The organism is Clostridium sp. AM34-11AC (assembly GCF_003435375.1).
Lineage (GTDB): Bacteria > Bacillota > Clostridia > Lachnospirales > Lachnospiraceae > Pilosibacter > Pilosibacter fragilis.
The window spans coordinates 82,144-105,396 of record NZ_QWGL01000008.1; the positions used below are offsets into that span (position 1 = coordinate 82,144).

A 23,253-nucleotide genomic window follows, 5' to 3' on the forward strand; every position below is an offset into this window, starting at 1 on the left:
GATCATGTATATATTAGCGCCATCGATTCTTTCAGCAGACTTTTCAAAACTTGGTGAAGATGTAAAGACAGTTTCTGACGCGGGAGCGCAGTACATCCATCTGGATGTGATGGACGGAGCGTTTGTCCCGAGCATTTCCTTCGGTATGCCGGTGATCTCATCCCTCAGAAAGACAACAGACCGTGTGTTTGATGTCCATATGATGGTGGAGGAGCCGGGAAGATATGTAAATGATGTCAGAAAGGCCGGCGCGGATATCATCTGTGTCCATCAGGAAGCCTGTCTTCATCTGGACCGTACCATCAACCAGATCAAGGAGACCGGTGCCAGAGCAGCTGTTGCGTTAAACCCGGCAACTCCGGTCGAGACACTTTCCTGTATCTTAAAAGAAGCAGATATGTTTCTGATTATGTCCGTAAATCCGGGATTCGGAGGACAGAAGTTTATCCCGTATACGTTAGAGAAGATCAAAAAGCTCCGCGGCATGTTAGATGAGGCCGGACTCACCACCGATATTGAGGTGGACGGCGGCGTGAATGCGGCAAATGTCAGAGAGGTTCTCGATGCAGGCGCGAACGTGATCGTTGCGGGTTCCGCGGTGTTTAAGAACGATGCGGCAGCGAATACAAAGGAGTTCCTGAAGATCTTTGAGGAGTATTCCGCAAGATAAGGGGCCGCACCCGGCGTGAGGATGTGCCATGGATAGGGGAGAGGCAGCTAATATGAATGCAGACAGAAGAGAAATGACGGATACCTGCCTGATCGTGTCGGGCGGGCCGACGGACCGGAAATTTGCAGCAGAATTTGTGAAGGAGCGGAAGTATCCCTATGTGATCGCTGTGGACGCGGGGCTCGCCGTCTGTGAGGACCTGGGGCTTGTGCCGGACCTTGCGGTGGGCGATTTTGATACCTTCGGGCTGGAACGGATGGAAGAACTCAGAAAGAAAGAGGGATGGGCGACGGATGTCCATAAGCCGGAGAAGGATGAGACGGACACGGATCTTGCGGTCCGCTCCGCACTCCGGGCAGGGTTTCATACCGCCCATGTTCTGGGGGCCACAGGGGGCAGGCTGGATCATGAGCTTTCCAATATCCATCTGATGCGGGCGGCGAAGGATGCAGGACTTTTCATGGAGATCTATGATGCAAAAAACCGTATCTTTCTCCTGACACCGGATGATGAGGAACATTCCGTTTTTTTGAAAGACCGGATCTACGGGAAATATGTCTCCTTTCTTCCGCTTACGGAGACCGTTCTTGGAATCACGCTGGATGGATTTAAATATCTGCTGCACAATAAGGACATCTCGATCTTAGAGGATCCCAGTCTCTGTGTCAGCAATGAGATTCCAGGGGAGCGGGCAAAGATCACGTTCCGGAAAGGGATCCTGATCTGCGTGGAGTCAAGAGATTAAAGAGAACACCGCGTGAAAATATCAGCGTGAAAAAGCGAAAAAGAAGGATAATATACGTTGCAGTCTACAATGTTGCGGCGAGGAAAACAGACTGGACTGTATAAAAAAAACAAAACTGGACATTTCATACAATCCACTCGCATGCTACCATGGGTATCAGGATGACAGAAAGGCTTTCCGGATGATCCATTCAGAAATCCTTGAACCGATTATGAAAATATGAACGGTTCTGCCTGTCAATAACACACGAGGGGGGATTTTACTTATGAAAGAAAAGAATGGGCAGTTAATGAAAATTGCGCAGGCTGGCCTGATGGCGGCGCTCTGCTATATCGGATATGCTGTGTTCCCGGCGATCTCAGCCAGCGGAACGAAGATTCATATCGGAAACGCATTTGTCGTGCTTTCCGCATACCTTCTCGGCGGCGTTTACGGTGGACTTTCCGGTGCTGTTGGCTTATCCATTGCTGATATCGTTGGCGGCTATGCGGCATCTGCACCGAGAACTTTTATCACAAAGCTTGTGATCGGTCTCATCGTAGGCTTCGTTTCCCACAGGATCGCAAAGCTTTCCGATGAACATGACCATGCCTATGTGATCCGCTGGTCTGCGATCGCGGCTGTCTGTGGTCTCGGTTTTAACTGCTTCTTTGAGCCGGCATTAAAGTATGTATGGTATACCTTATTATTCCCGAACGCTGATAAAGCAGCATCTGCGATCAAAGCGCTGATAGCGATCACAACGTACACCACGATCATCAACGCGGTGATCAACTCCGTGATCGCAGTCGTCCTTTATGCGGCGCTTCGCCCGGCGTTAAAACGAGCTGGCTTTTTAGCTGCTCAGTAGGTCTGCACACTTGTTGCGCTGACCGTAAAAAAGAATAGGCTGGAAGTCAAAAATCCCATCGACGCAGTCGATTTGGGATGGATTTTAAAACTAAGAAAAATAAATTCTGCAGTGTAACATAGATGTTGCTGTATCGGATGTGGACAATAAAAAATTCTACTTGCGAGCAGCAAATATACTGCGGAAGCAGGAAGATTGGAAGATAAATTCATGCAGAAGAAGATTGCTGTGATCAATGATCTTTCAGGTTATGGCCGCTGTTCATTAACAGTGGCTATTCCTGTTTTATCCGCGATGGGTCATCAGTGCTGTCCGATACCGACGGCGATCCTTTCAAACCATACGGAATTTCCGGTTTACTTTTTCGATGACTATACGGAAAAAATGACCACATATACGGACAAATGGAAAGAACTTGGACTTTCCTTTGACGCGATCGCAACGGGATTTCTTGGGTCGGAGGCCCAGATCGGGATCGTCATGGAGATCGTTCAGAAATTAAAGGCAGAGAAAACGTTTGTTGTTGTGGATCCGGTGATGGGAGACCATGGACATGCCTATGAGACTTATACACCGGAGATGTGCGAGCAGATGAAGGAACTTGTCTGCATGGCGGATGTTGTTCTTCCGAATGTGACGGAGTGCTGTATCCTCACGGATACTCCATACAGGGAGGAAAACTGGGCGAGAAAAGAACTCTTAAATATGGCGATGATGCTGCGGCTCATGGGCGCGAAATCTGTGGTCATCACAGGAGTGCGGGAGGGAAGCTGCTACACCAATGTGGTTCTGGAGCAGGGACAGTACGATGCAAAATTTATCTGGACAAGGTCCTCCGGTGGAGAGCGTCCGGGAACCGGAGATGTATTTTCCTCTGTTGTGGCGGGCGCGTTATTAAACGGGAAGTCCCTCCCGGAGGCGGTGAGCCAGGCAGCAGGATTCGTAAAAGAGTGCATAAAAGTCTCCGATGAGGAGCAGATCCCTCACGCGAACGGTGTTTGTTTTGAGAAGATTCTTGGTAAACTGATAAAAAAGTAGGAGAAATACCCTTCCTTTTCTCAGCAAAATATGATATATTTTTACCAAAGCGTGTTTTTACACGGCAATAAGGAGAAAAGCTCATGTTAGATTTAAGATTTGTAAGAGAAAATCCGGAAATCGTAAAGCAGAATATCCGGAATAAATTCCAGGACGCGAAGCTTCCGTTAGTAGACGAAGTGATCGAACTGGACGAGGAGAACAGAAAAGTAAAGAAGGAGGCTGATGACCTCCGCGCGAGCAGAAATAAGATCTCCAAGCAGATCGGCGCGTTGATGGGACAGGGCAAGAAGGAAGAAGCTGAGGAAGTTAAGAAACAGGTTACAGCAGCTTCCGACCACCTTGCTGAGTTGGAGGAGAAGGAAAAAGATCTCGAGGAGCGCATCAAGAAGATCATGATGACGATCCCGAATATCATCGACCCGTCCGTACCGATCGGTAAAGATGACAGCGAGAACGTAGAAGTCCAGAAGTACGGTGATCCGGTCGTTCCGGATTTTGAGATCCCGTACCACACAGAGATCATGGAGAAATTTAACGGCATCGATCTTGATTCCGCAAGAAGAGTTGCCGGCAATGGTTTCTACTATTTAATGGGTGATATCGCGAGACTTCACTCCGCAGTGATCGCATACGCAAGAGATTTCATGATCGACCGTGGATTCACATACTGCGTACCGCCGTTTATGATCCGCAGTGACGTTGTCACAGGCGTTATGAGCTTCGCTGAGATGGACGCTATGATGTACAAGATCGAGGGTGAGGATCTCTACCTGATCGGTACAAGTGAGCATTCCATGATCGGCAAATTCATCGACCAGATCATTCCGGAAGAGGAGCTTCCGAAGACCTTAACAAGCTATTCTCCGTGCTTCCGTAAGGAGAAAGGCGCACACGGCATCGAGGAGCGCGGCGTATACCGTATCCATCAGTTCGAGAAGCAGGAGATGATCGTTGTCTGCAAGCCGGAAGAATCCAAGATGTGGTTCGACAAGTTATGGCAGAACACCGTAGATCTGTTCCGTTCCATGGACATCCCGGTTCGTACCTTAGAGTGCTGCTCCGGTGACCTTGCTGACCTGAAGGTAAAATCTGTCGATGTTGAGGCATGGTCCCCGAGACAGAAAAAGTACTTCGAGGTAGGAAGCTGTTCCAACCTTGGTGACGCTCAGGCTAGACGTTTAAGAATCCGTGTAAACGGACCGGACGGAAAGAAATATTTCGCACATACCTTAAATAACACAGTTGTAGCTCCGCCGAGAATGCTGATCGCCTTCCTTGAGAACAACTTACAGGCAGATGGTTCTGTAAGAATTCCGGAAGTTTTAAGACCGTATATGGGCGGAAAGACAGAAATCAAATAAATAAGGATTTATAAAGCTGTGGCGATTCATTTTGTCACAGCTTTTTCAGTTGCAGGACAGCTCCGGGAACTGTCAGAATAACCGGGATTTTTTGTTATGCAGAGCATATTACGAAGGAGATGAGATCCATGCCGGCAGCATTTGCGCATGATCTATACGGGAGAAAAGTATATATGGAGGCCGATCCGGTCATTAAACGGATCATAAAGAAGGAGCGGTACTGCTTTCTTTTAGGGGTTCACGGGCCGGATATCCTGTTCTTTTACAAGGCACTTGGAAAAAACAAGGTAAACCAGAAAGGCGTTCGGATGCACGGCGAACCCGCTGCAAAGCTCATGGAACGTGGCCGGATGTTGGTACGTGAGGCTGAGACAAAGGACGAGAGAGACGAGATGATTGCGTATCTCATGGGTGTTGCCTGCCATTTCTGTCTCGACAATCGCGTCCACGCTTACGTGAACGCAGAGGAGAAGCGGACCGGAATCACCCACGCGGAGATCGAGACGGAGTTAGAACGGAGACTTTTGGAGCGGGAACATATGCGTCCGCTGCATTCGAACCTCACCTGCCATTTGAAGATCACAGCCCAGACCGTGCGGGCATCATCGAGGCTTTTCGATGAGGATCCCATCAAGGTGGCAAAGGCGATCATGAGCTTCCGTACTATGAACCGGCTGTTCATCAACTCCAGCGAGTGGACGAAACGGTTCTGCTGCTTCCTCCTGCGTTTTACGGGAAGCTATGGGGTCATTCACGGCATGTTTATGAGGAAACAGCCAACGCCGGGCTGTGAGGCCATCACAGACCACCTGGAGCGTGAATTTCATGAGACAGTCCCTAAAGGAGCAGAACTTTTAAGCGATCTGCTTACATACCTGAGGGGAAAAGGACCGATGCCGGAAATCTTTCAGGGGAATTTTAACGGCGAATAGAGATGTGGCAGAAATTGAAGGCAGATTGCATGTCAGCCGGAAAGACTGGAAAGGTTGCACAGAATTGAAGAAATAGAACATAAAGGAGAACAACATGCAGGGAAAGATCTATGGAATCGGAGTGGGACCGGGGGATCCGGAACTCATGACATTGAAGGCGCTGCGCCTGATCCGGGAGGCGGATGCGATCGCGATTCCGGGAAAAGAAAAAGAGACATGTACCGCATATCAGATCGCTCTGGGGGCGGTTCCGGAGATCGAGGAGAAGGAGATCATCCCTGTGGTGTTCCCGATGACGAAGGACGAGGCGGTGCTGAAGGAGAGCCATGAGGCAGCGGTGAAGAGTCTGGCTGCCCTCATGGATCAGGGAAAGACCGTGGCGTTTTTGACACTGGGGGATGTGACGGTCTATTCCACATATGGCTATGTCCATAAAAAGCTTCTGGCTCTGGGATACGAGTCTGTCCTGATTAACGGAGTCCCGTCTTTCTGCGCGGCGGCGGCAAAGCTCGGGATCTCCCTTGGGGAGAAGGCGGAGTCCATCCATATCCTGCCGGGCTCCTATCCGGTGAAGGATGGGCTGAAGCTTTCAGGGACAAAGATCTTGATGAAATCCGGGAAAAAGATCGCGGATGTGAAGCGGGAGCTTCTTCTCACGGAGTGTCCTGCCTGGATGGTGGAAAACTGCGGGATGGAGGGTGAGCGGCTGATACGAAGTGCAGCCGACATCCCGGAGGACGCGGGATATTATTCCCTTATTATCGCAAAAGACAGGGAGGAACAGTAAAGGATGGGAGCAATAAAACGCCGAACGGTCCGGATCGGAACACGAAAGAGCAGGCTGGCGCTTGTGCAGACAAACATGGTGGCGGAGGCAATCGAGGCCGTATGTCCGGAGGTGAAGTGTGAGCTGGTTCCCCTAATGACAAAGGGCGACAAGATCTTAAAGACATCCCTGGTGGCATTCGGAGGAAAAGGAGCTTTCGTGGAGGAGTTTGAGCAGTCCCTCTTAAACGGGGACATTGATCTTGCGGTCCACAGCGCGAAAGACATGCCAATGGACTTGAGCGACGGGCTCTGTATTGGGGCCGTCTTAAAGCGGGAAGATCCGAGGGATGTCTTTGTGACGGTAAAGGGTCGTACTCCGGAGCGGAGTCCCAGGATTATCGGAACGGGAAGTCCGAGACGCCAGGTGCAGATCATGGAGCGCGGGGATGTGGAATGCCGTCTGCTTCGCGGAAATGTCGACACGAGACTGGAAAAACTGTACCAGAAGGAGTACGACGGGATCATCCTGGCTGCGGCGGGTCTTAATCGTCTGGGCCTTTTTAATGATCCGAGATTTTCCTTTGAGTTTCTGGAACCGGAAATGTTTATCCCGGCAGGAGGTCAGGGGATCATCGCAGTGGAAGCGAAAAAGGGCAGTGAGGTATTAAAGATCCTCAAAAAACTGAATGATAAAGAAGCGGAGCGGGCATTGTTCGCGGAGAGAAAAGTGCTGCGCCTTTTAGGTGCCGGCTGTACCGCAGCGGTAGGCGTGTACGCGAAGGAAGAGAATGGAACATTTTGGATGGGACTCATGCGGGAGACAAAAAATGGACTTATCCGCAGGAAGATCTCCGGAGCGCCGGAGGATTCCATGAAACTCGCGGAGCTTCTCGTAAAGAAGGGGACCGAAGGGGAGCTTCCGGCAGGGAAAGCTTATCTTGTGGGAGCAGGCCCCGGAAACGGCGGACTTATCACGGTAAAAGGACAGCAGATCTTAAAGGCAGCGGAGGTCCTTGTCTATGATCGACTTGGCTCCGAGGAACTGCTCTCCCTGGTGCCGGAGGACTGCGAGCAGATCTATGTGGGAAAAGAGGCAGGACACCACATCAAAAAGCAGTCGGAGATCAACCGGATCCTGGTGGAGAAGGCACTGGAAGGAAAGCGCGTCGTCCGGTTAAAGGGTGGAGATCCCTTTGTGTTCGGGCGCGGCGGAGAGGAGATCCAGGCGCTCACAGAAGCAGGAATCCCCTATGAAGTGATCCCCGGCGTTACCTCAGCCATCGGGGCACTGGAGGCGGCTGGAATCCCTGTCACCCACCGGAATATCGCGAGAGATTTCCATGTTTTCACGGGACATATCTCCCACGAGGGCGGCGAGGGACTTTCCGGGGATTACAGCCTGTACGCGAAGCTTCCGGGAACTCTGATCTTCCTTATGGGACTCTCAAACCTTGAGGAGATCGTGAAACGTCTCATAGATGGCGGAAAAGACGGGGAGACGCCTGCAGCCGTTGTGACGGACGGAACACTGTCCCGAATGCGCGTTGTCCGGGCATCCTTAAAGGATCTGCCTGAGGCTGTAAGAAAAGCGGGACTTACGCCTCCCGGAATCATCGCTGTGGGTGAGGTCTGTGCCTTCCACTTTACATCTATGGTGCCGGGCGTGCTTACTGGAATCACGGTGGGAGTCACCGGAACAGAGGCCGTTAGAGGACGGATCATAAGCCGCCTGTCCGATGAGGGTGCGAAGACGGTCCGCGCGGGGGAATCCCTTGTGGTACGGGAGTCCATGGAACGGCTGGATCAGGCGTTTGCGGACCTTTCCCGTTACAGATGGGTGATTTTTACGAGCCGGAATGCAGTCCGGATCTTCTTTGACCGGATGCGGGAGAAACATGTAGATATCAGAAAACTTGGCGGATTAAAATTTGCGGTTGTCGGGCGCGGAACAGGGGAGTATCTGGAGAGCGTCGGAATCACGCCGGACTTTATCCCGGAGGAATATACAACGAAGGCGCTGGCAGATGGACTTGTCAAATACCTGAAGGAGAATGGAGAGACTTCTGGGGCAAAAACTGCTGCCGCCAATATAGCCTACAGCATTTCCAGTTCAGAAAATGTTTGTCCGTGTGCTGAGGCAGGAAAATTTCTGATCCCGCGGGCAAAGCAGGGCTCGAAGGTCCTCACGGAGACACTGGCGGAACAGGGATATGCGTTTGATGATATTCCAATCTATGATATCCTGGTGGAGCAGACGGAGCTTGCGAGACTTAAAACTGCCGACTATATCACGTTTGAGAGCGGCTCCGGCGTCCGAGGATTCTTCGCGGGACGTGAGGCGGAAGCGGTATCTCTGTTTGAGACGGTGAGACCAGTCTGCATCGGAAAGGTGACAGCGGCAGTCCTTGCGGAATACGGAGTGAAGAATGCCCTGACAGCTTCCGACTATACAGCGGACGGAATTTTAGAGGTGCTGCTGACGGACAGAAACGAGATCACGAGGTAAACATGGATACCTTTGTATACAAAGATCATAAAAAGTTAAGATGCGGATACACCACAGGGACCTGTGCGGCCATAGCGGCCCAGGGGGCGGTGCGATTTCTGCTCACAGGGTCCTGGAAAGAGACGGAGGAGATCATGACCCCGAAGGGGATTCCGGTGTGCGTATCGCTGGAAGAGAAAACTTCCGGGGATAGTTGGGCGGAGTGCGCGGTCAGGAAGGACGCAGGGGACGATTATGATGTGACGAACGGGATCCTGGTGTATGCGCGGGCGGAGTTTGTGAAAGATAAAAACTTTTATGAAAAGGTTCAGATGTCACATCTGGAAAGTTCCGGGTTCGGAGTTGCAGGAGAAAAACCTGGTCTGAGTCCAGAAAACCAGAAACAACAGAAAAAAGCGAATGCCGCTCATCAGAAAGAGGCACTTCCTGAGTCGCTTGTCAGAATCGACGGCGGCATCGGCATCGGTCGCATCACAAAATCCGGTCTGGATCAGCCAATAGGCGCTGCAGCGATCAATTCTGTGCCGCGTAAGATGATCCGGGACGCTGTCTACGAGCTTTTGGAGGAAGCCGGAGAGCTTCGCCTGGTATCGATCACAATATCGGTTCCTGCAGGCGTAGAAGCCGCGAAGAAGACCTTCAACCCGGTCCTGGGAATCGAGGGCGGGATCTCCGTTCTCGGGACCAGCGGGATTGTGGAGCCCATGAGTGAGGAAGCGCTTGTCGAGACGATCCGTACCCATCTAAATGTCTTAAAGGCAGAGGGCAGAAAATGGGTGATCGCAGTGCCTGGAAATATGGGCGCGGGATTTTTAGAGAGGTATCTCGTAGAACATGGTAAATTCTGTACCGATGCTCATCAAGGGAGTAACGCGGCGGACACGGATGCTGCTGTTGAGGCGGAACAGATGGCTTATGGAGAATTATCAACGGAAACAGAACCATCACTTCTGGAAGGATTTATGAATTCCCTCGTCACCATGAGCAACTTCGTCGGCAAGACCATTGACCTTGCCGCGGAACTGGGCTTTTCCGGTATCCTGATCGCCGGTCACATGGGAAAACTCGTGAAGATCGGAAACGGGATCATGAACACCCACTCCAGGGAGGCGGATGGTCGCATGGACACGATGCTGTCCTGCGCGTTATCTGCCGGAACCGAGGACCTGGAACTCCTTAGAAAGATCCAGAGATCCAACACGACGGATGAGGCGATGGATCACTTAAAACAGGCGGGAATCATAGAGGACACGATAAACGTATTCTTAAAGCGTGCCGATTGGCACCTTACCCATCGATCCAGGGACGAGGTGAGGACGGGAATGATCGTCTTCGGGACAAAGGGGGAGTATCTGGGAGAGACGGAAGGCGCGGATGCGATTCTGCGGTCAGCGTTGAAAGAGCTGGATCAATAAGCTTCCACTTAGCGCTGAAAGAACTGAAACAATAAGTTTTGGAACAACGCATGAAAGTTACGGTCTCTGATCATTCATCGAAATTAAAGGAAACACTATGGAAAACAGGCAGAAAAATTACGGGAGCGTCCATGACACAAAGGCATCCATGATGTATAACCGCTTCCTGAAACAATACAACGAGTGGCTTTCCGGCGGACCGATCCCGGATACCGGGAATCAGGATACAAAGTATTTTCTGGGCCAGCAGCGGAAGCGGTTGGAAAAACGCGGACTTCACAGAGAGTCATCCATAGAACTCCGGGGTCTTCTGGCCTCAGCCGGCGCGATCCCGCCGAAGGTCGGAAAGAAATATACGAATGTGACAGAATTCCGCACGGCGCAGAGAAATACGACATATTCCAGGGGTGGACGGATCATCGGAAAATTCCGGAAGAAAGAGATCTTATACCAGACGATCACCTTCGCGAATGAGGCGACGGTAGACGGAACGGAGCCATGTACCTGCCCGTCCTGCGGAGCGGTGAGCCAGATCAAGGCGCTGTTTGAAGGCTGCCCATACTGCCACACAAGATTTCTGATGCAGGATCTGTATCCGAAGGTCGCGAATTTTTATTCCATTGAAGACCTCAGCTATTCCAAGGAAGAGATCAAAAGAACATTAACTCCCTGGTGCGGCGGAGGGGCAGTCATCTTCACGGTGTTCATGCTGGCATACCTGGCATGGGAGAGGGCAAAGACCGGTGATCCTCTGACACTATATTCCATGATCTGCCCGCTGATCGGGTATCCAGTAATCGGAGCCTTCGGCGGATATATGCTGTTTGCCTTAAAAACACTTGGGTATATTTTCTGGCGGGCGATGCAGAGCCTTGGACTTCTGTTTGCCACTTCTGGCAGCAAAAACAGGCTGATCCGGTTCATGAAGAATTACGAGCCGGATTTTGGCTATGAAAACTTTGCAAACCAGGTCATTGCTCTGGCAAAAAATATTATCTTTTCCGAGCCGGGAGAGGACCTTTCTATTATCCGCGGTCCCTGGGATGGGGAAAGTTTCCAGAACATCACGGACATTGTATACAGGGGAGCTATGTCGGTGGGGAACTGCTGGCAGGAAGGCCCGTATGTGTATGCGGATATCGATCTGTACTTCTGCGATACATATGACAGGGGAAGTTCGATGAAGGAGAAAAACGACAGGATCCGGATGATCGTCGGAAAGAATATCCAGATCCCGCAGGACCCGGGATACTCGATCCATCAGGTCTCCTGTGAAAGCTGCGGGGCAAGCTTTGACGCGATGAAGATCCGTCACTGCCCGTACTGCAAGCGGGAGTATGACATGAGAGACCATGCATGGACGGTCATGAAGATTCGAAAAACAGGAGGAAAACCATCATGATACATTTTGTGGGAGCCGGAAGCGGAGCGCCGGACTTGATCACGGTCCGGGGACAGAAATTCCTTCGGGAGGCGGACGTGGTGATCTATGCGGGATCCCTTGTGAATCCGGAGCTTTTAAAGGAGACGAAGCCGGGGTGTGAGATCTTAAACAGTGCCTACATGACTCTTGACGAGGTGATCCGTGCCATGGAGAAAGCGGAGCGTGAGGGAAAAATGACGGTGCGGCTTCATACCGGTGATCCGGCGATCTACGGCGCGATCCGGGAGCAGATGGACCGGCTGGATGAGAAAAAGATTGCTTACGATGTATGCCCGGGGGTCAGCTCCTTCTGCGGCGCTGCATCGAGTCTCCATGCGGAACTCACGCTGCCTGGCGTGTCCCAGTCCGTGATCATCACGAGAATGGCGGGGCGGACCGGAGTCCCGGAGCGGGAGAGTTTCCGTTCCTTGGCGGTTCACCATGCGACCATGGCGGTGTTCTTAAGCACGGGACTGTTGTCACAGATGGAAAAGGAACTTGCGGAAGCCGGATATGAGTCGGACACGCCGGCGGTGATCATCTACAAGGCGACATGGCCGGAGGAGAAGATCGTCCGCTGCACCGTCTCTACGCTGGCGAAGTCCGCAGAGGAGAACGGAATTAAGAAGACGGCAATGATCTTTATCGGTGATGTATTCGGCACGAGAGAGGCAAACGGTTACGAGGAGTCAAGACTCTATGCGCCGGACTTCTCCACGGAATTCAGAAAGGGGACGGACATATGAAGAAGCTGACAGTGGTCGGCATGGGACCTGGAGAATATGAATCCATGACGCTCCGTGCCGTAAAGGCGCTTAACACCTGCGATGTGATCGTGGGATACACGGTCTATGTGGATCTCGCGAAGCCGTACTTTCCAGATAAGGAATTTCTGACGACCCCCATGAAACGGGAGATCGAGCGCTGCGAGATGGCTTTTGCGGAGGCGGAAAAAGGAAGATCTGTCGTGATGATCTGCAGCGGGGACGCAGGAATCTACGGAATGGCGGGACCGATCCTGGAACTCGGGGAGAAGCACCCGGAGGTGGAGATCGAGGTGATCCCGGGGATCACGGCGGCTCTCTCCGGCGGCGCTGTCCTCGGGGCACCGCTGATGCATGATTTTGCGGTGATCAGCTTAAGTGATCTTTTAACACCCTGGGAGACCATTGAGAATCGCCTGGACGCGGCGGCGAAGACTGATTTTTCCATCTGCCTCTATAATCCGTCCAGCAGGAAGCGGGCGGACTATTTAAAGCGTGCGTGTGAGATCTTTTTACGGTACAAGAGCTCGAATACCGTCTGCGGCATTGTAAAGAACATCGGAAGAGACGGGGAGACGAAGAAGGTCATGACGTTAGCGGAATTGAAAGATTACGAGGCGGACATGTTCACCACCGTGTTTATTGGAAACAGCCGGACCGAAAAGTCCGTCCTTGGCGGGCAGAACTGGATGGTCACACCGAGAGGATACCGGATATGAAGATAGCGGAAGGGAAAATTGCGGTTTTTGCGGGGACAACGGAAGGACGGGTTCTGGCATCCCGCCTTGCCGGAAGTCAGGTAGCGGCTGATGTGTTTGTTGCGACGGAATATGGAAAAGAGGAGATCCCGAAGGCTGAGAATCTTCAGGTCCATGACGGGCGTGTCGATGAGATCCAGATGGAGAAACTGTTTCAGGAAAAGAAGTATGACTTGATCCTTGATGCAACCCATCCTTTTGCGGTGGTGGTCACGGCAAATATCAGGGAGGCGGCAGAAAAGACAGGGACCCCGCTTTTAAGGATCCTGCGGGATAAAAACGGTGAGAGAACAAATGTTTTCACTTCTGAAAACGGACCCCGTACTTTTGAAGATGACAACCAGAAAAAAAAGAACACAAAAACAGATATGGAAATGCCCGGAGAAAGTGCTTGGACAGAAACGGAAGGCATTTCAGACGGTTCAGACTGCCGGATCATCACGGTGGAGAATATTCAGGCGGCAGTGGACTTTTTAAAGACCACGGAAGGTCCGGTATTCGTCACGACGGGAAGTAAGGAGCTCTCCGCATTTTTAGCTCTCCCGGACTGGGAGACGAGAGTCTACGCGAGAGTCCTTTCCATGCCGGAGGTGGTAAAGACCTGTGCCGATATGGGCTTTTACGGCAGCCATCTGATCGCAATGCAGGGGCCCTTTGCGGAAGACTTAAATGTTGCAATGATGAAAGCGGTCCATGCGAAGTGGATGGTGACGAAGGAGTCCGGGAAGGCGGGCGGATTCGAGGAAAAGGTCAGTGCGGCGAAAAAAGCAGGTGTCGGTCTTGTCGTGATCGGAAGACCGGTGGAAGAAGGAATCTCGTTAGAAGAAGGAATTGCTTATCTGGAGGAGCATTTTGCTCTGGGAAGGTCAGTTAAAAATTCCGGGAAACGCCAGGTATTCCTTATCGGCACAGGACCCGGAAGCGAATCCTATCTAACCGGTGAGGCAAAAAAACGCCTCGACAAATGTGATCTGATCGTCGGCGCAAGCCGCTGTGTGAGACAGCTGGAAAGTTTCCACAAACCTGTATTTGAGGCATACCAGCCGGAAAAAATTGCGGACTATCTGGATGCCCACCCGGAGGTACAGGTGATCTGTGGAGCCATGTCCGGTGATACCGGATTTTACAGCGCAGCGGAAAAACTCGGTGCAGTGCTGGAACGCCGCGGAAACTATACCGTGGAAGTAATTCCGGGGATCTCTTCCGTTGGATATTTTTTCGCGAAGATCCGGCGTCCCTGGGATCACGCGAAACTCTTCAGCATGCACGGGCAGGCGGCAAACTTCGCTTTGGAATTAAAGCGCTCCGGCAGTGCCTTTATCCTTGGCGGCGGCTCGGATTTCTATGAAACGATCTGCGGACAGCTCATCGATCTTGGGATGCAGGAGACAAAGCTCTTTGCCGGGGAAAACCTGACACTTGAAGACGAACAGATCTTCACCTCCACTCCAGAGGAAATAAAGGGCAGGAAAGCCCCTTCACTGGCCGTCCTCTATGCGGAATGGACCGGGCCCCGAAGACCTTTATCCCACGGTATTTCCGATGAGGCGTTCACCCGCGGGAAGGTTCCGATGACGAAGATGGAAGTCCGCACCGTGTCCGTGGCAAAGCTGGAACTCACGGAAAATTCCGTTCTCTACGATGTCGGAGCCGGAACAGGATCCGTCTCTGTGGAGTGCGCAGGCCTTTCCGATTCGGTGAAAGTCTATGCTATCGAGAAGAATTCGGAGGCCGTGGAGCTTCTCTATGAAAACCGGAAAAAATTCGCCCTCACAAATCTGGAGATCATAGCGGGAACAGCGCCGGAAGCGTTAGAAGATCTTCCGGCGCCAACCCATGTCTTCATTGGCGGAAGCGGAGGACAGATGGAAGAGGTTATCGCATTATGCCTTAAGAAAAATCCTAAAACACGATTTGTTGTAAACCTCATCACTCCTGAGTCTCTGGCAGCAGTCCTTGAAGCCGCAAAGACTCTCCCGGTGACAGAACCGGATCTTGTGACGCTTACTGCCGCAAGGTCCAAAAAAGTCGGTTCCAGCCATCTGATGATGGGGCAGAATCCGGTATGGATCGTGACGTTTGAGGGAAAAACCTGCATCAGCGGAATTTAATGATTATGAAGGAGCTGGAAATATGGATAAGGAGCGGATGAAGTGTTTGGTTCAGGATTCTCAGGCAGTTTCCGTCCGCTTTCCCCGGATCATGATTGCCGCGGAGAAGAGCGGTGGGGGGAAGACGTTGTTTACCTGTGCGCTGCTTTCTCTTTTGAAAGAGAAAATTCAGGAGGTTCGCGCGTTTAAGTGCGGGCCGGATTATATCGATCCGATGTTTCACCGGACGGTGCTGGAGATCCCGTCGAGAAATCTGGACAGCTTTTTTGCGGACGGGGATACGCTGAGATATCTGCTCGGCAGGGAAGTCCTCGAAATGGAGAAATTCCCGGAAAGCCGAATCGCTGTACTGGAGGGCGTCATGGGCTTTTACGATGGACTTGGCGGTGTCTCGGAGCGGTCCAGTGCCTGGGAGGTGGCGGATCTCACGGATACGCCGGTGATCCTTCTGGTGGATATGATGGGGCGGAGTCTTTCTGCTTTAGCGTCGATCAAGGGATTTCTTGATTACAAGGAGAAGAGCCATGTGACAGGGGTAGTCTTTAACCGGCTGTCACCGATGTTGTATCCGAGATTAAAAGAGCGGGCAGAGCGGGAGCTTGGAATCCGGGTATTCGGGTATGTGCCGGAATTAAAGGATATGACGCTGGAGTCCCGCCATCTGGGGCTTGTGATGCCGGAAGAGATTCCAGGGATCCGGGAACGGCTGGATCTGATCAAAGAAAAGGTTCGAGTGGGAATCAATCTGGATGGGATTATTGAGGAGGCTGGGAGAGCGGCAGAGATAGAAGTGAAATTGCCAGAAGCTGTAAGGCAGTTTTGTAATGTGGATTGCGGGACAGGTATTAAGAAAACAGTAGTTGCAGTCGCCAAAGATGAAGCTTTTTGCTTTTATTACGAGGATAATCTGGATATTCTGAGAAAACTTGGAGCGGAAATACAGTATTTTTCCCCGATCCACGACAGAAACCTTCCGGTGGAAACCTGCGCAGTCTATCTTGGCGGCGGTTATCCGGAGCTTCATGCGAAAGCACTTTCAGAAAATATCAGTATGTGGAATGCGATCCGTCAGGCGGTGATGGAAGAGGTGCCGTGTATCGCGGAGTGCGGCGGATATCTGTATCTGAAGGATTCGATCGTGGATCCGGACGGCGTGGAATGGCCAATGGCAGGTGTGCTGCCGGGCAGCAGCCGTGACACGGGGAAGCTTGGGAGATTTGGGTATATTACTGTTACCTCAAAGAAAGAGGGACTGTTAGGACCTGCGGGAATTGAATTCCGCGCCCATGAGTTCCACCACTGGGATTCGGAGGAGAACGGGACGGATTTCGCAGCAAAAAAGCCGGTGGGAACACGGGGCTGGGACTGCGGATATACAACGGAGAGCTTTTATGCAGGCTTCCCGCACTTGTATTTTTACAGTAATGTGAAAATTGCTGAGAATTTTATTAAATGTGCAGAAACGTGGAAAAAGAAAAATCTAGTAGTGAAATGAAATATGACAGCAGAATGAAAATAAATATGACAGAAAAAACTTCAGTAGAAAAGACCTGGAAAGCATATCTGAATAAGATTGAACCGGCAGATCGAACTGCCATGGAGCTTGCGAAAAAGCGTTGGAATTCTGTGGCAAAACCCATCGGAAGTCTCGGAATTCTGGAGGAGGATATTATAAAGATCGCGGGGATCCGCGGGAACGCATCGGGAATGAAACTGGACCGGTCCGCACTGGCAGTCATGTGCGCGGATCATGGTGTCGTTGCGGAAGGGGTTTCCCAGACAGGTAAAGATGTGACGAGGATCGTTGCGGAAAACTTCACGAAAGGCGAGACATCCACCTCCAAGATGTGCCGGATCTCTGGAACTGACCTCTATCCGGTGGATATGGGAATGGATTGTGAGCCGACCGGGCAGAAAGAGCCTGACATGCACCGGATTTTGGACCGGAAAGTGGCAAGAGGATCCGGAAATATCGCGAGGGAACCGGCGATGAGCAGAACCGGGTGTCTTCAGGCACTTCTTTCCGGCATAGATCTCGCATTCCGGTTGAAAGAGATGGGATACGAAATTCTTGCCGCCGGGGAGATGGGAATCGGAAATACGACCCCTGCTGCCGCCATGAGCGCGGTGCTCACGGGGCTCTCTCCTGAAGAGGCGACCGGCCGGGGCGCCGGACTCTCTGACGCGGGACTTGAGAAGAAAAAAAAGGCAGTGGAGATGGCAGTTTCCCGTTTCTATGAGAAATATCCGGAATACCGGAATGGAACAAAAGAACAATATGAGAGTGGAGAGCTGTCCGCTGCGACGGTGCTTGCAGAGCTTGGCGGTTTTGATCTCGCTGGAATGACGGGGCTATTCCTCGGCGGAGCGGCGGCAAAGATCCCGGTTTTGACGGATGGATTCCTCTCCACCGTCTCTGGCCTTCTGGCGGTTCTCATCAGGAAAGAGGCGAAGGACTATATGCTCGCGTCCCATATCTCCACAGAACCTGCCGGGGCGGCGGTCCTTCAGATGCTGGATCTTCCGGCACCTCTTCACATGGGAATGCATCTCGGCGAGGGAAGCGGGGCGGTTGCCATGATCCCGCTTCTCAGGATGGGTGCAAAGGTATATGAGGAGATGAGCACATTTTCTGATATCTCTGTGGAACAGTACGTGGACTATCAGGAGAAAGGAGAGCGGCCATGAGGGCGGCATTTATCGCTTTTTCCATGTATTCCAGAATACCGATGCCGATGTTCGAGTGGAAAGAGGAGGACATGAAATATGCCATGTGTTTCTTCCCGGCCATCGGCATGGTGATCGGGGCAGTATTTTACGGGATGTTTCTGCTGCTCTCATGGCTTCTTCCGGGAAGCTTTCTGGCAGCGGGAATCCTTCTCGCAGTTCCGATCTTCATCACAGGCGGAATCCACATGGATGGATTTATGGACACGTGTGATGCAAGGGCGTCCTACGGAGACAGGGAGAAGAAACTCGCGATCTTAAAGGATACCCACACGGGGGCGTTCGCTGTGATCTTCGGCGCACTGTATCTGATCCTTTATGCGGCGGCATGTCTGGAGCTTGACCGGGAGACGGCGGTGCTTGTCTCGATCGGTTTTGTGATTTCAAGATCCTTAAGCGGACTCTCCACGGTGACATTCCCGGAGGCGAGAAAACATGGGATGCTGGCAGATTTTATGAAGGACGCGAAAAAGAAGACGGTGGCGGTCTGGATGGTCATCCTGTTCCTTGCGGCAGCAGTTCTGGAACTTTTTCTGGGCGGCAGAATTGGGGGAATCATTCTATCAGCATCGATCCTGATCTTTTTCTACTACCGGCATATGGCAGTGAAGGAGTTCGGTGGGGTCACAGGAGATCTGGCGGGATTTTTCCTGCAGATCTGTGAGCTTGGGATCCTCCTTGCGGCCGTGATCGGGAAGGCGGTGATCGGATGAAACTTTTCATGATCCGGCATGGGGCAACGGCCGGGAATCTGGAAAAACGGTATGTGGGCCGGACTGATGAGGGACTGACGGAGCAGGCAGTGTTCTTTCTGCGGGAAGAAGCACTGAAGCTTCGGGAGATTTCAGGAAACGTGGCAGCGATCATCACAAGCCCGATGAAGCGGTGTCTTGAGACGGCAGAAATTCTGTTCCCGGAGAAGCTATATGAACATGTTCCGAGAATCCAGAAAGCCGGACTCTCCGAGTGTGATTTCGGAACCTTTGAGTATAAGAATTATCTGGAACTTTCCGGGGATGCGGAGTATCAGCATTTTATCGACACGCTGGGGAGAGAGGGATTTCCCGGCGGGGAGACCACGGAGGCGTTTAAAGCCCGGACAGTGAAGGCATTTCAGGAAATATGGAAGGAAATTTCTTCTCAGGCTGAACAGGGGACTGACCGGACGCTCGTTTTTGTCGTTCATGGAGGAACGATCATGGCAGTCATGGAGGCATTTTCGGAGGAAAAGAAAAGTTACTATGACTGGCAGGTTGGGAACGGGGAAGGCGTTTTGGGAAAAATGGATGCGTCAGATGGACAGATCCGCAACGCGCGGATCATTAAAGCTAAATGATCGATAACGAAACGTGTAAAGGAAAAGATGAAGGGAGAACAAAAACATGATACTTTTATTATCTGTATGCAGCATCGGATTTCTGATCTACGGTGCGTTGGTTGTAAGCGGCATCTACACGCCGATCAGCTCAAAGATCCTTGTGGAGGACGAAGAGCGGGCAAAATGGTGCCACACAGAGGGAGTCACAAAGATGCTCTGGGGGCTGGATCTGGCATTCTTTGTCATGTACCGATGCAGCGTATTTCCGGCAGTTTTATGGCTGGCGGCATTTCTTGTACTGACGGTGGTTATTATCATCATGGCATATAAGAATAACGGAAAATATTTGAAATAGAGTCCGTAAAGGATTCCTGAATTTTTTGTCCGCGGGGAAAAGGGCGACAGGCTCATATGCGTATGGAAACATAGTTTCGTTTGTGCAGCTGAAAACAGGAAAAATTACGGCAGATAAGGATGAATTTACATGATAGACAGAGTGGAACTTCTGGCGGTGATCGCGCTTGGTTTTCTGCTGGATCAGGTCCTCGGCGATCCGCACTGGCTGTATCACCCAGTGCGGCTGATCGGGACATATATCAGTTTTCTGGAAAAAGGAATACGGAAGATATTCGGAGACGGGGAACGGGCGCTGCTTGCGGGCGGCGTCGTCCTTGTCCTTTTTGTGACGGGAACGACGGCGGTCGTATCCGGCGGCATTCTTTATGCCTGCGGGCGGATTTCCCCAGGGCTTAAATTTCTGGTCTCGGTGATCCTCTGCTATCAGCTATTTGCGGTGAGATCCTTAAAAGATGAGAGCATGAAGGTCTACCGGGAATTGAAAAAAGATGATTTACCGGCAGCCCGGTACGCGGTCTCCATGATCGTGGGCCGTGATACGGAACGTCTCGACATGACGGGAGTCACGAAAGCGGCGGTGGAAACTGTAGCGGAAAATACTTCGGACGGTGTCGCAGCCCCGCTTTTTTATATGACTCTTGGCGGCCCGGTCCTCGGCTGGATATATAAGGCAGTTAACACCATGGATTCCATGGTGGGATACAAGAACGACAAGTATCTTTATCTTGGAAGGGCGGCGGCAAAGCTTGACGATCTCCTGAACTTCATACCGGCGAGACTCTGCGCCTGCGTCATGATCTTCGCCTCCTATCTGCCATCAAAAGATCATGAATTTGACGGTTCCCATGCGAAGGAGATCTTTTTAAGGGACCGTTTCAACCACGCGAGCCCAAATTCCGCCCAGACGGAATCGGTCTGCGCCGGATCACTCAGGATCCGCCTTGCGGGAGATGCCTGGTATTTTGGAAAACTTGTGAAGAAGAAATACATTGGGGATGATCTGAGGCCGGTAGAGATCGAGGATATTCCGCGGGCGAATAAGCTTCTTTACCGGACATCATGGATCCTTATGGGACTCTGTGCGGTGGTGGAAATGGTTCTCAATTTATTGTAAAGATGGTTTAGAGGCATAAAAACAGGATATGGCAGCAGTCGTAATGCAGAGTATATACGATTATAAATTGTGTTAAAACGGCTGCAGCACTACGGAGGAATCAAATTGGCAAAAGTAATCATGATCCAGGGAACGATGTCGAATGCTGGGAAAAGCTTTCTCGCGGCGGGGCTCTGCCGGATCTTTAAACAGGACGGGCTCAAGACCGCCCCGTTCAAATCCCAGAATATGGCATTAAATTCCTATATCACAAAGGACGGTCTTGAGATGGGCCGTGCTCAGGTCATGCAGGCGGAGGCGGCGGGAATCGAACCCGAGGCGGCGATGAACCCGATCCTCCTAAAGCCCACCTCGAACATGGGCTCCCAGCTCATCGTAAACGGGGAGGTTCGTGGAAATTATCCGGCGGTGGAATATTTTAAGATGAAAAAGAGCCTGATCCCGGATATCATGGATGCCTACAATTCCCTTGCATCCCGGTATGACGTGATCGTAGTGGAAGGGGCCGGAAGTCCTGCTGAGATCAATCTCCGGGAAAATGATATCGTGAACATGGGACTGGCAGAGATGCTCGATGCACCGGTCCTTCTTGCGGGAGATATCGACCGGGGCGGGGTCTTCGCCCAGCTTTACGGAACCGCGGCACTTTTGACAGAGGCGGAGAGAAGGCGGATCCGCGCCTTTGTGATCAACAAATTCCGCGGCGATAAGGAGATCTTAAAACCGGGGCTTGCCATGCTCTATGAGCGGATCCGGATCCCGTTCGCGGGTGTGATCCCATATATGGATGTGGATGTGGACGATGAGGACAGTCTCTCGGAGCGCCTGACCGGAAAACACGGTTCAGGGCCGCTGCTCGACCGATCCGGTCATGAGGCGTTTGCAAAGGTCACGGTCGTAAAACTTCCGCGGATCTCAAACTTCACGGACTTCAATTCCCTTGAGCGCCTTCCGGGAATTGCTCTTTCCTATGTGAGCCGGCCCGAAGAACTGACAGGATCCGATCTCATTATCATACCCGGAACAAAGAATACGATGGGGGATCTCAAATGGCTCCGCCAGAACGGGCTGGAGGCAGTGATCACACGGATGGCAGGAAAGGGAACGCCTGTTATCGGTGTGTGCGGTGGATTCCAGATGCTCGGAACGAGTCTCGACGATCCCTATGGGGTCGAGGAGGGCGGAACCATGCGGGGAATGGAGCTCTTACCGATCCGGACGATCTTCGCGGAGAAGAAGACGAGAACGAGAGTAACCGGCACGGCGAGATTTTCGGAGGACGGCGAACCGGTTAAAATCTCCGGCTACGAGATCCATATGGGTGAGACGATCCGGGATGGTGGAAGGAATTTCTCGGAAATCTGTTGCAGTGATGGAACTGGCGGACATACAGCCGATACAAAAGAGGACGGCTGTGTATACAAAAATATATTCGGAACCTACGTCCATGGCGTTTTCGATACGGAAGAGATGCAGACAGCGGTTCGTAACTTCCTTGCAAAACAGAAAGGTGTCCGTCCGGACGAATACGAGAGCGGAGTGACCTTTTCCATGGCGAAATACAAAGAGGAACAGTACGATAAAATGGCAAAAATCATTCGGGAAAATCTCGATATGGATATGATCTACCGGATCTTAGAGCGAAAGGATGTGAGAGGATGAGCGGACTCGACTGGACAGAAGAATTAAAAAAGCGGACGGGCATCGATTTTCTGACGACCCGCCCGATGGAGATCGAAAAGAAGAGCTTTGAGATCATAAAGGGAGAGCTGGGGGACGAGTTCGTTTCCTCTTATCCGGCGGAGGCGCTCCCGGTTCTCTGCCGGGTGATCCACACGACGGCGGACTTTTCCTACAGGGACACTCTGACGATCACCGACGGAGCTGTCGAAAAGGCAAAGGAAGCAATCCGACGCGGACTTCCGATCATCACGGACACCACGATGGCTGCATCTGGGATCAATAAAACGGCGGCAGGAAAATTTGGGATCGAGGTGCACTGTTTTATCGGAGATGAGGATGTGAAGGTAAAAGCGAAGGAGAGCGGCATGACGAGATCGGCGGTCAGTGTCGAAAAAGCCGCAGGATGTTATCCGGAATGCATCTACGCGGTGGGCAACGCACCGACAGCCCTGATGCGCCTTTATGAGCTGATCGAAGAGAAGAAGATCCGCCCGGCGCTCATTATCGGAGTCCCGGTGGGATTTGTAAATGTGGTGGAAGCAAAAGAGTTGATCTTAAGGACAGATGTTCCGGCCATCGTCGCAAGAGGACGGAAAGGCGGCAGTAATATCGCGGCGGCGATCTGCAATGCGTTATTATATGAAGCTGGTGGAAGATAAAAGAATATACGATGGAATACAGATATAGAAAAATGCCTCAGAGCTTTGCAC

At 51.7% G+C, this 23,253-nt stretch carries 21 protein-coding genes; all 21 read left to right on the forward strand.

The window, feature by feature from the left end; translation table 11 throughout:
• Nucleotides 1–4 precede the first annotated feature (4 nt).
• The 21 genes from rpe (at nt 5) to DW826_RS07325 (ending at nt 23,202) form a co-directional block, all read left to right on the forward strand.
• Nucleotides 5–670, forward strand: a complete 666-nt coding sequence (gene rpe, locus DW826_RS07225) for a ribulose-phosphate 3-epimerase (RefSeq protein WP_117552410.1) — start codon at nt 5–7, stop codon at nt 668–670.
• 52 nt (nt 671–722) lie between these two features.
• On the forward strand, nt 723–1,415 hold the full coding sequence (locus tag DW826_RS07230; protein WP_242994059.1) for a thiamine diphosphokinase: 693 nt from the start codon (nt 723–725) through the stop codon (nt 1,413–1,415).
• Nucleotides 1,416–1,680: 265 nt separating this feature from the next.
• A complete protein-coding gene (locus DW826_RS07235) occupies nt 1,681–2,265 on the forward strand; it encodes an ECF transporter S component (protein WP_117552411.1) in 585 nt (194 codons plus the stop codon).
• Between the two features lie 210 nt (nt 2,266–2,475).
• Nucleotides 2,476–3,303 (forward strand): pyridoxamine kinase, encoded by an 828-nt coding sequence (locus DW826_RS07240; protein WP_117503837.1) that lies wholly within the window; start codon nt 2,476–2,478, stop codon nt 3,301–3,303.
• 83 nt (nt 3,304–3,386) lie between these two features.
• Entirely contained in the window at nt 3,387–4,667 is a 1,281-nt protein-coding gene (serS, locus tag DW826_RS07245; RefSeq protein WP_015554613.1) for a serine--tRNA ligase, read from the forward strand.
• A 128-nt stretch (nt 4,668–4,795) separates the two neighbouring features.
• The gene (locus DW826_RS07250; protein WP_181968017.1) at nt 4,796–5,599 is read left to right on the forward strand and encodes a zinc dependent phospholipase C family protein; all 804 of its coding nucleotides are present in this window, start codon (nt 4,796–4,798) and stop codon (nt 5,597–5,599) included.
• Nucleotides 5,600–5,693: 94 nt separating this feature from the next.
• A complete protein-coding gene (gene cobI / locus DW826_RS07255; RefSeq protein ID WP_117503841.1) occupies nt 5,694–6,386 on the forward strand; it encodes a precorrin-2 C(20)-methyltransferase in 693 nt (230 codons plus the stop codon).
• Nucleotides 6,387–6,389: 3 nt separating this feature from the next.
• Nucleotides 6,390–8,873, forward strand: coding sequence for a uroporphyrinogen-III C-methyltransferase (cobA, locus tag DW826_RS07260; protein ID WP_117552413.1), 2,484 nt, complete (start codon nt 6,390–6,392; stop codon nt 8,871–8,873).
• Between the two features lie 2 nt (nt 8,874–8,875).
• Nucleotides 8,876–10,288, forward strand: coding sequence for a cobalt-precorrin-5B (C(1))-methyltransferase CbiD (gene cbiD / locus DW826_RS07265; RefSeq protein ID WP_117552414.1), 1,413 nt, complete (start codon nt 8,876–8,878; stop codon nt 10,286–10,288).
• 97 nt (nt 10,289–10,385) lie between these two features.
• On the forward strand, nt 10,386–11,690 hold the full coding sequence (locus DW826_RS07270) for a hypothetical protein (protein ID WP_117552415.1): 1,305 nt from the start codon (nt 10,386–10,388) through the stop codon (nt 11,688–11,690).
• Nucleotides 11,687–12,457, forward strand: a complete 771-nt coding sequence (gene cobM, locus DW826_RS07275; protein WP_117552416.1) for a precorrin-4 C(11)-methyltransferase — start codon at nt 11,687–11,689, stop codon at nt 12,455–12,457. The genes DW826_RS07270 and cobM overlap by 4 nt, the downstream gene beginning before the upstream one ends.
• On the forward strand, nt 12,454–13,194 hold the full coding sequence (gene cobJ, locus DW826_RS07280) for a precorrin-3B C(17)-methyltransferase (protein ID WP_117503849.1): 741 nt from the start codon (nt 12,454–12,456) through the stop codon (nt 13,192–13,194). The genes cobM and cobJ overlap by 4 nt, the downstream gene beginning before the upstream one ends.
• Complete coding sequence (cbiE, locus tag DW826_RS07285; RefSeq protein WP_117503851.1) at nt 13,191–15,344, forward strand: precorrin-6y C5,15-methyltransferase (decarboxylating) subunit CbiE; 2,154 nt, start codon at nt 13,191–13,193, stop codon at nt 15,342–15,344. The genes cobJ and cbiE overlap by 4 nt, the downstream gene beginning before the upstream one ends.
• Before the next feature lie 22 nt (nt 15,345–15,366).
• Nucleotides 15,367–16,839 carry a cobyrinate a,c-diamide synthase gene (locus DW826_RS07290; RefSeq protein WP_242994060.1) on the forward strand — a complete coding sequence of 491 codons (1,473 nt, stop codon included), beginning with the start codon at nt 15,367–15,369 and terminating at the stop codon, nt 16,837–16,839.
• 26 nt (nt 16,840–16,865) lie between these two features.
• A complete protein-coding gene (locus tag DW826_RS07295; RefSeq protein WP_117483708.1) occupies nt 16,866–18,032 on the forward strand; it encodes a nicotinate-nucleotide--dimethylbenzimidazole phosphoribosyltransferase in 1,167 nt (388 codons plus the stop codon).
• Nucleotides 18,029–18,784 (forward strand): adenosylcobinamide-GDP ribazoletransferase, encoded by a 756-nt coding sequence (cobS, locus tag DW826_RS07300; RefSeq protein WP_117552417.1) that lies wholly within the window; start codon nt 18,029–18,031, stop codon nt 18,782–18,784. The genes DW826_RS07295 and cobS overlap by 4 nt, the downstream gene beginning before the upstream one ends.
• The gene (locus DW826_RS07305; protein ID WP_117552418.1) at nt 18,781–19,407 is read left to right on the forward strand and encodes a histidine phosphatase family protein; all 627 of its coding nucleotides are present in this window, start codon (nt 18,781–18,783) and stop codon (nt 19,405–19,407) included. The genes cobS and DW826_RS07305 overlap by 4 nt, the downstream gene beginning before the upstream one ends.
• 46 nt (nt 19,408–19,453) lie before the next feature.
• Nucleotides 19,454–19,744 (forward strand): hypothetical protein, encoded by a 291-nt coding sequence (locus DW826_RS07310; RefSeq protein ID WP_021904962.1) that lies wholly within the window; start codon nt 19,454–19,456, stop codon nt 19,742–19,744.
• Between the two features lie 129 nt (nt 19,745–19,873).
• Complete coding sequence (gene cbiB / locus DW826_RS07315) at nt 19,874–20,860, forward strand: adenosylcobinamide-phosphate synthase CbiB (RefSeq protein WP_117552419.1); 987 nt, start codon at nt 19,874–19,876, stop codon at nt 20,858–20,860.
• Between the two features lie 105 nt (nt 20,861–20,965).
• Nucleotides 20,966–22,522 (forward strand): cobyric acid synthase, encoded by a 1,557-nt coding sequence (locus DW826_RS07320; RefSeq protein WP_117552420.1) that lies wholly within the window; start codon nt 20,966–20,968, stop codon nt 22,520–22,522.
• Complete coding sequence (locus DW826_RS07325; RefSeq protein WP_242994061.1) at nt 22,519–23,202, forward strand: precorrin-8X methylmutase; 684 nt, start codon at nt 22,519–22,521, stop codon at nt 23,200–23,202. The genes DW826_RS07320 and DW826_RS07325 overlap by 4 nt, the downstream gene beginning before the upstream one ends.
• Nucleotides 23,203–23,253: the final 51 nt, after the last annotated feature.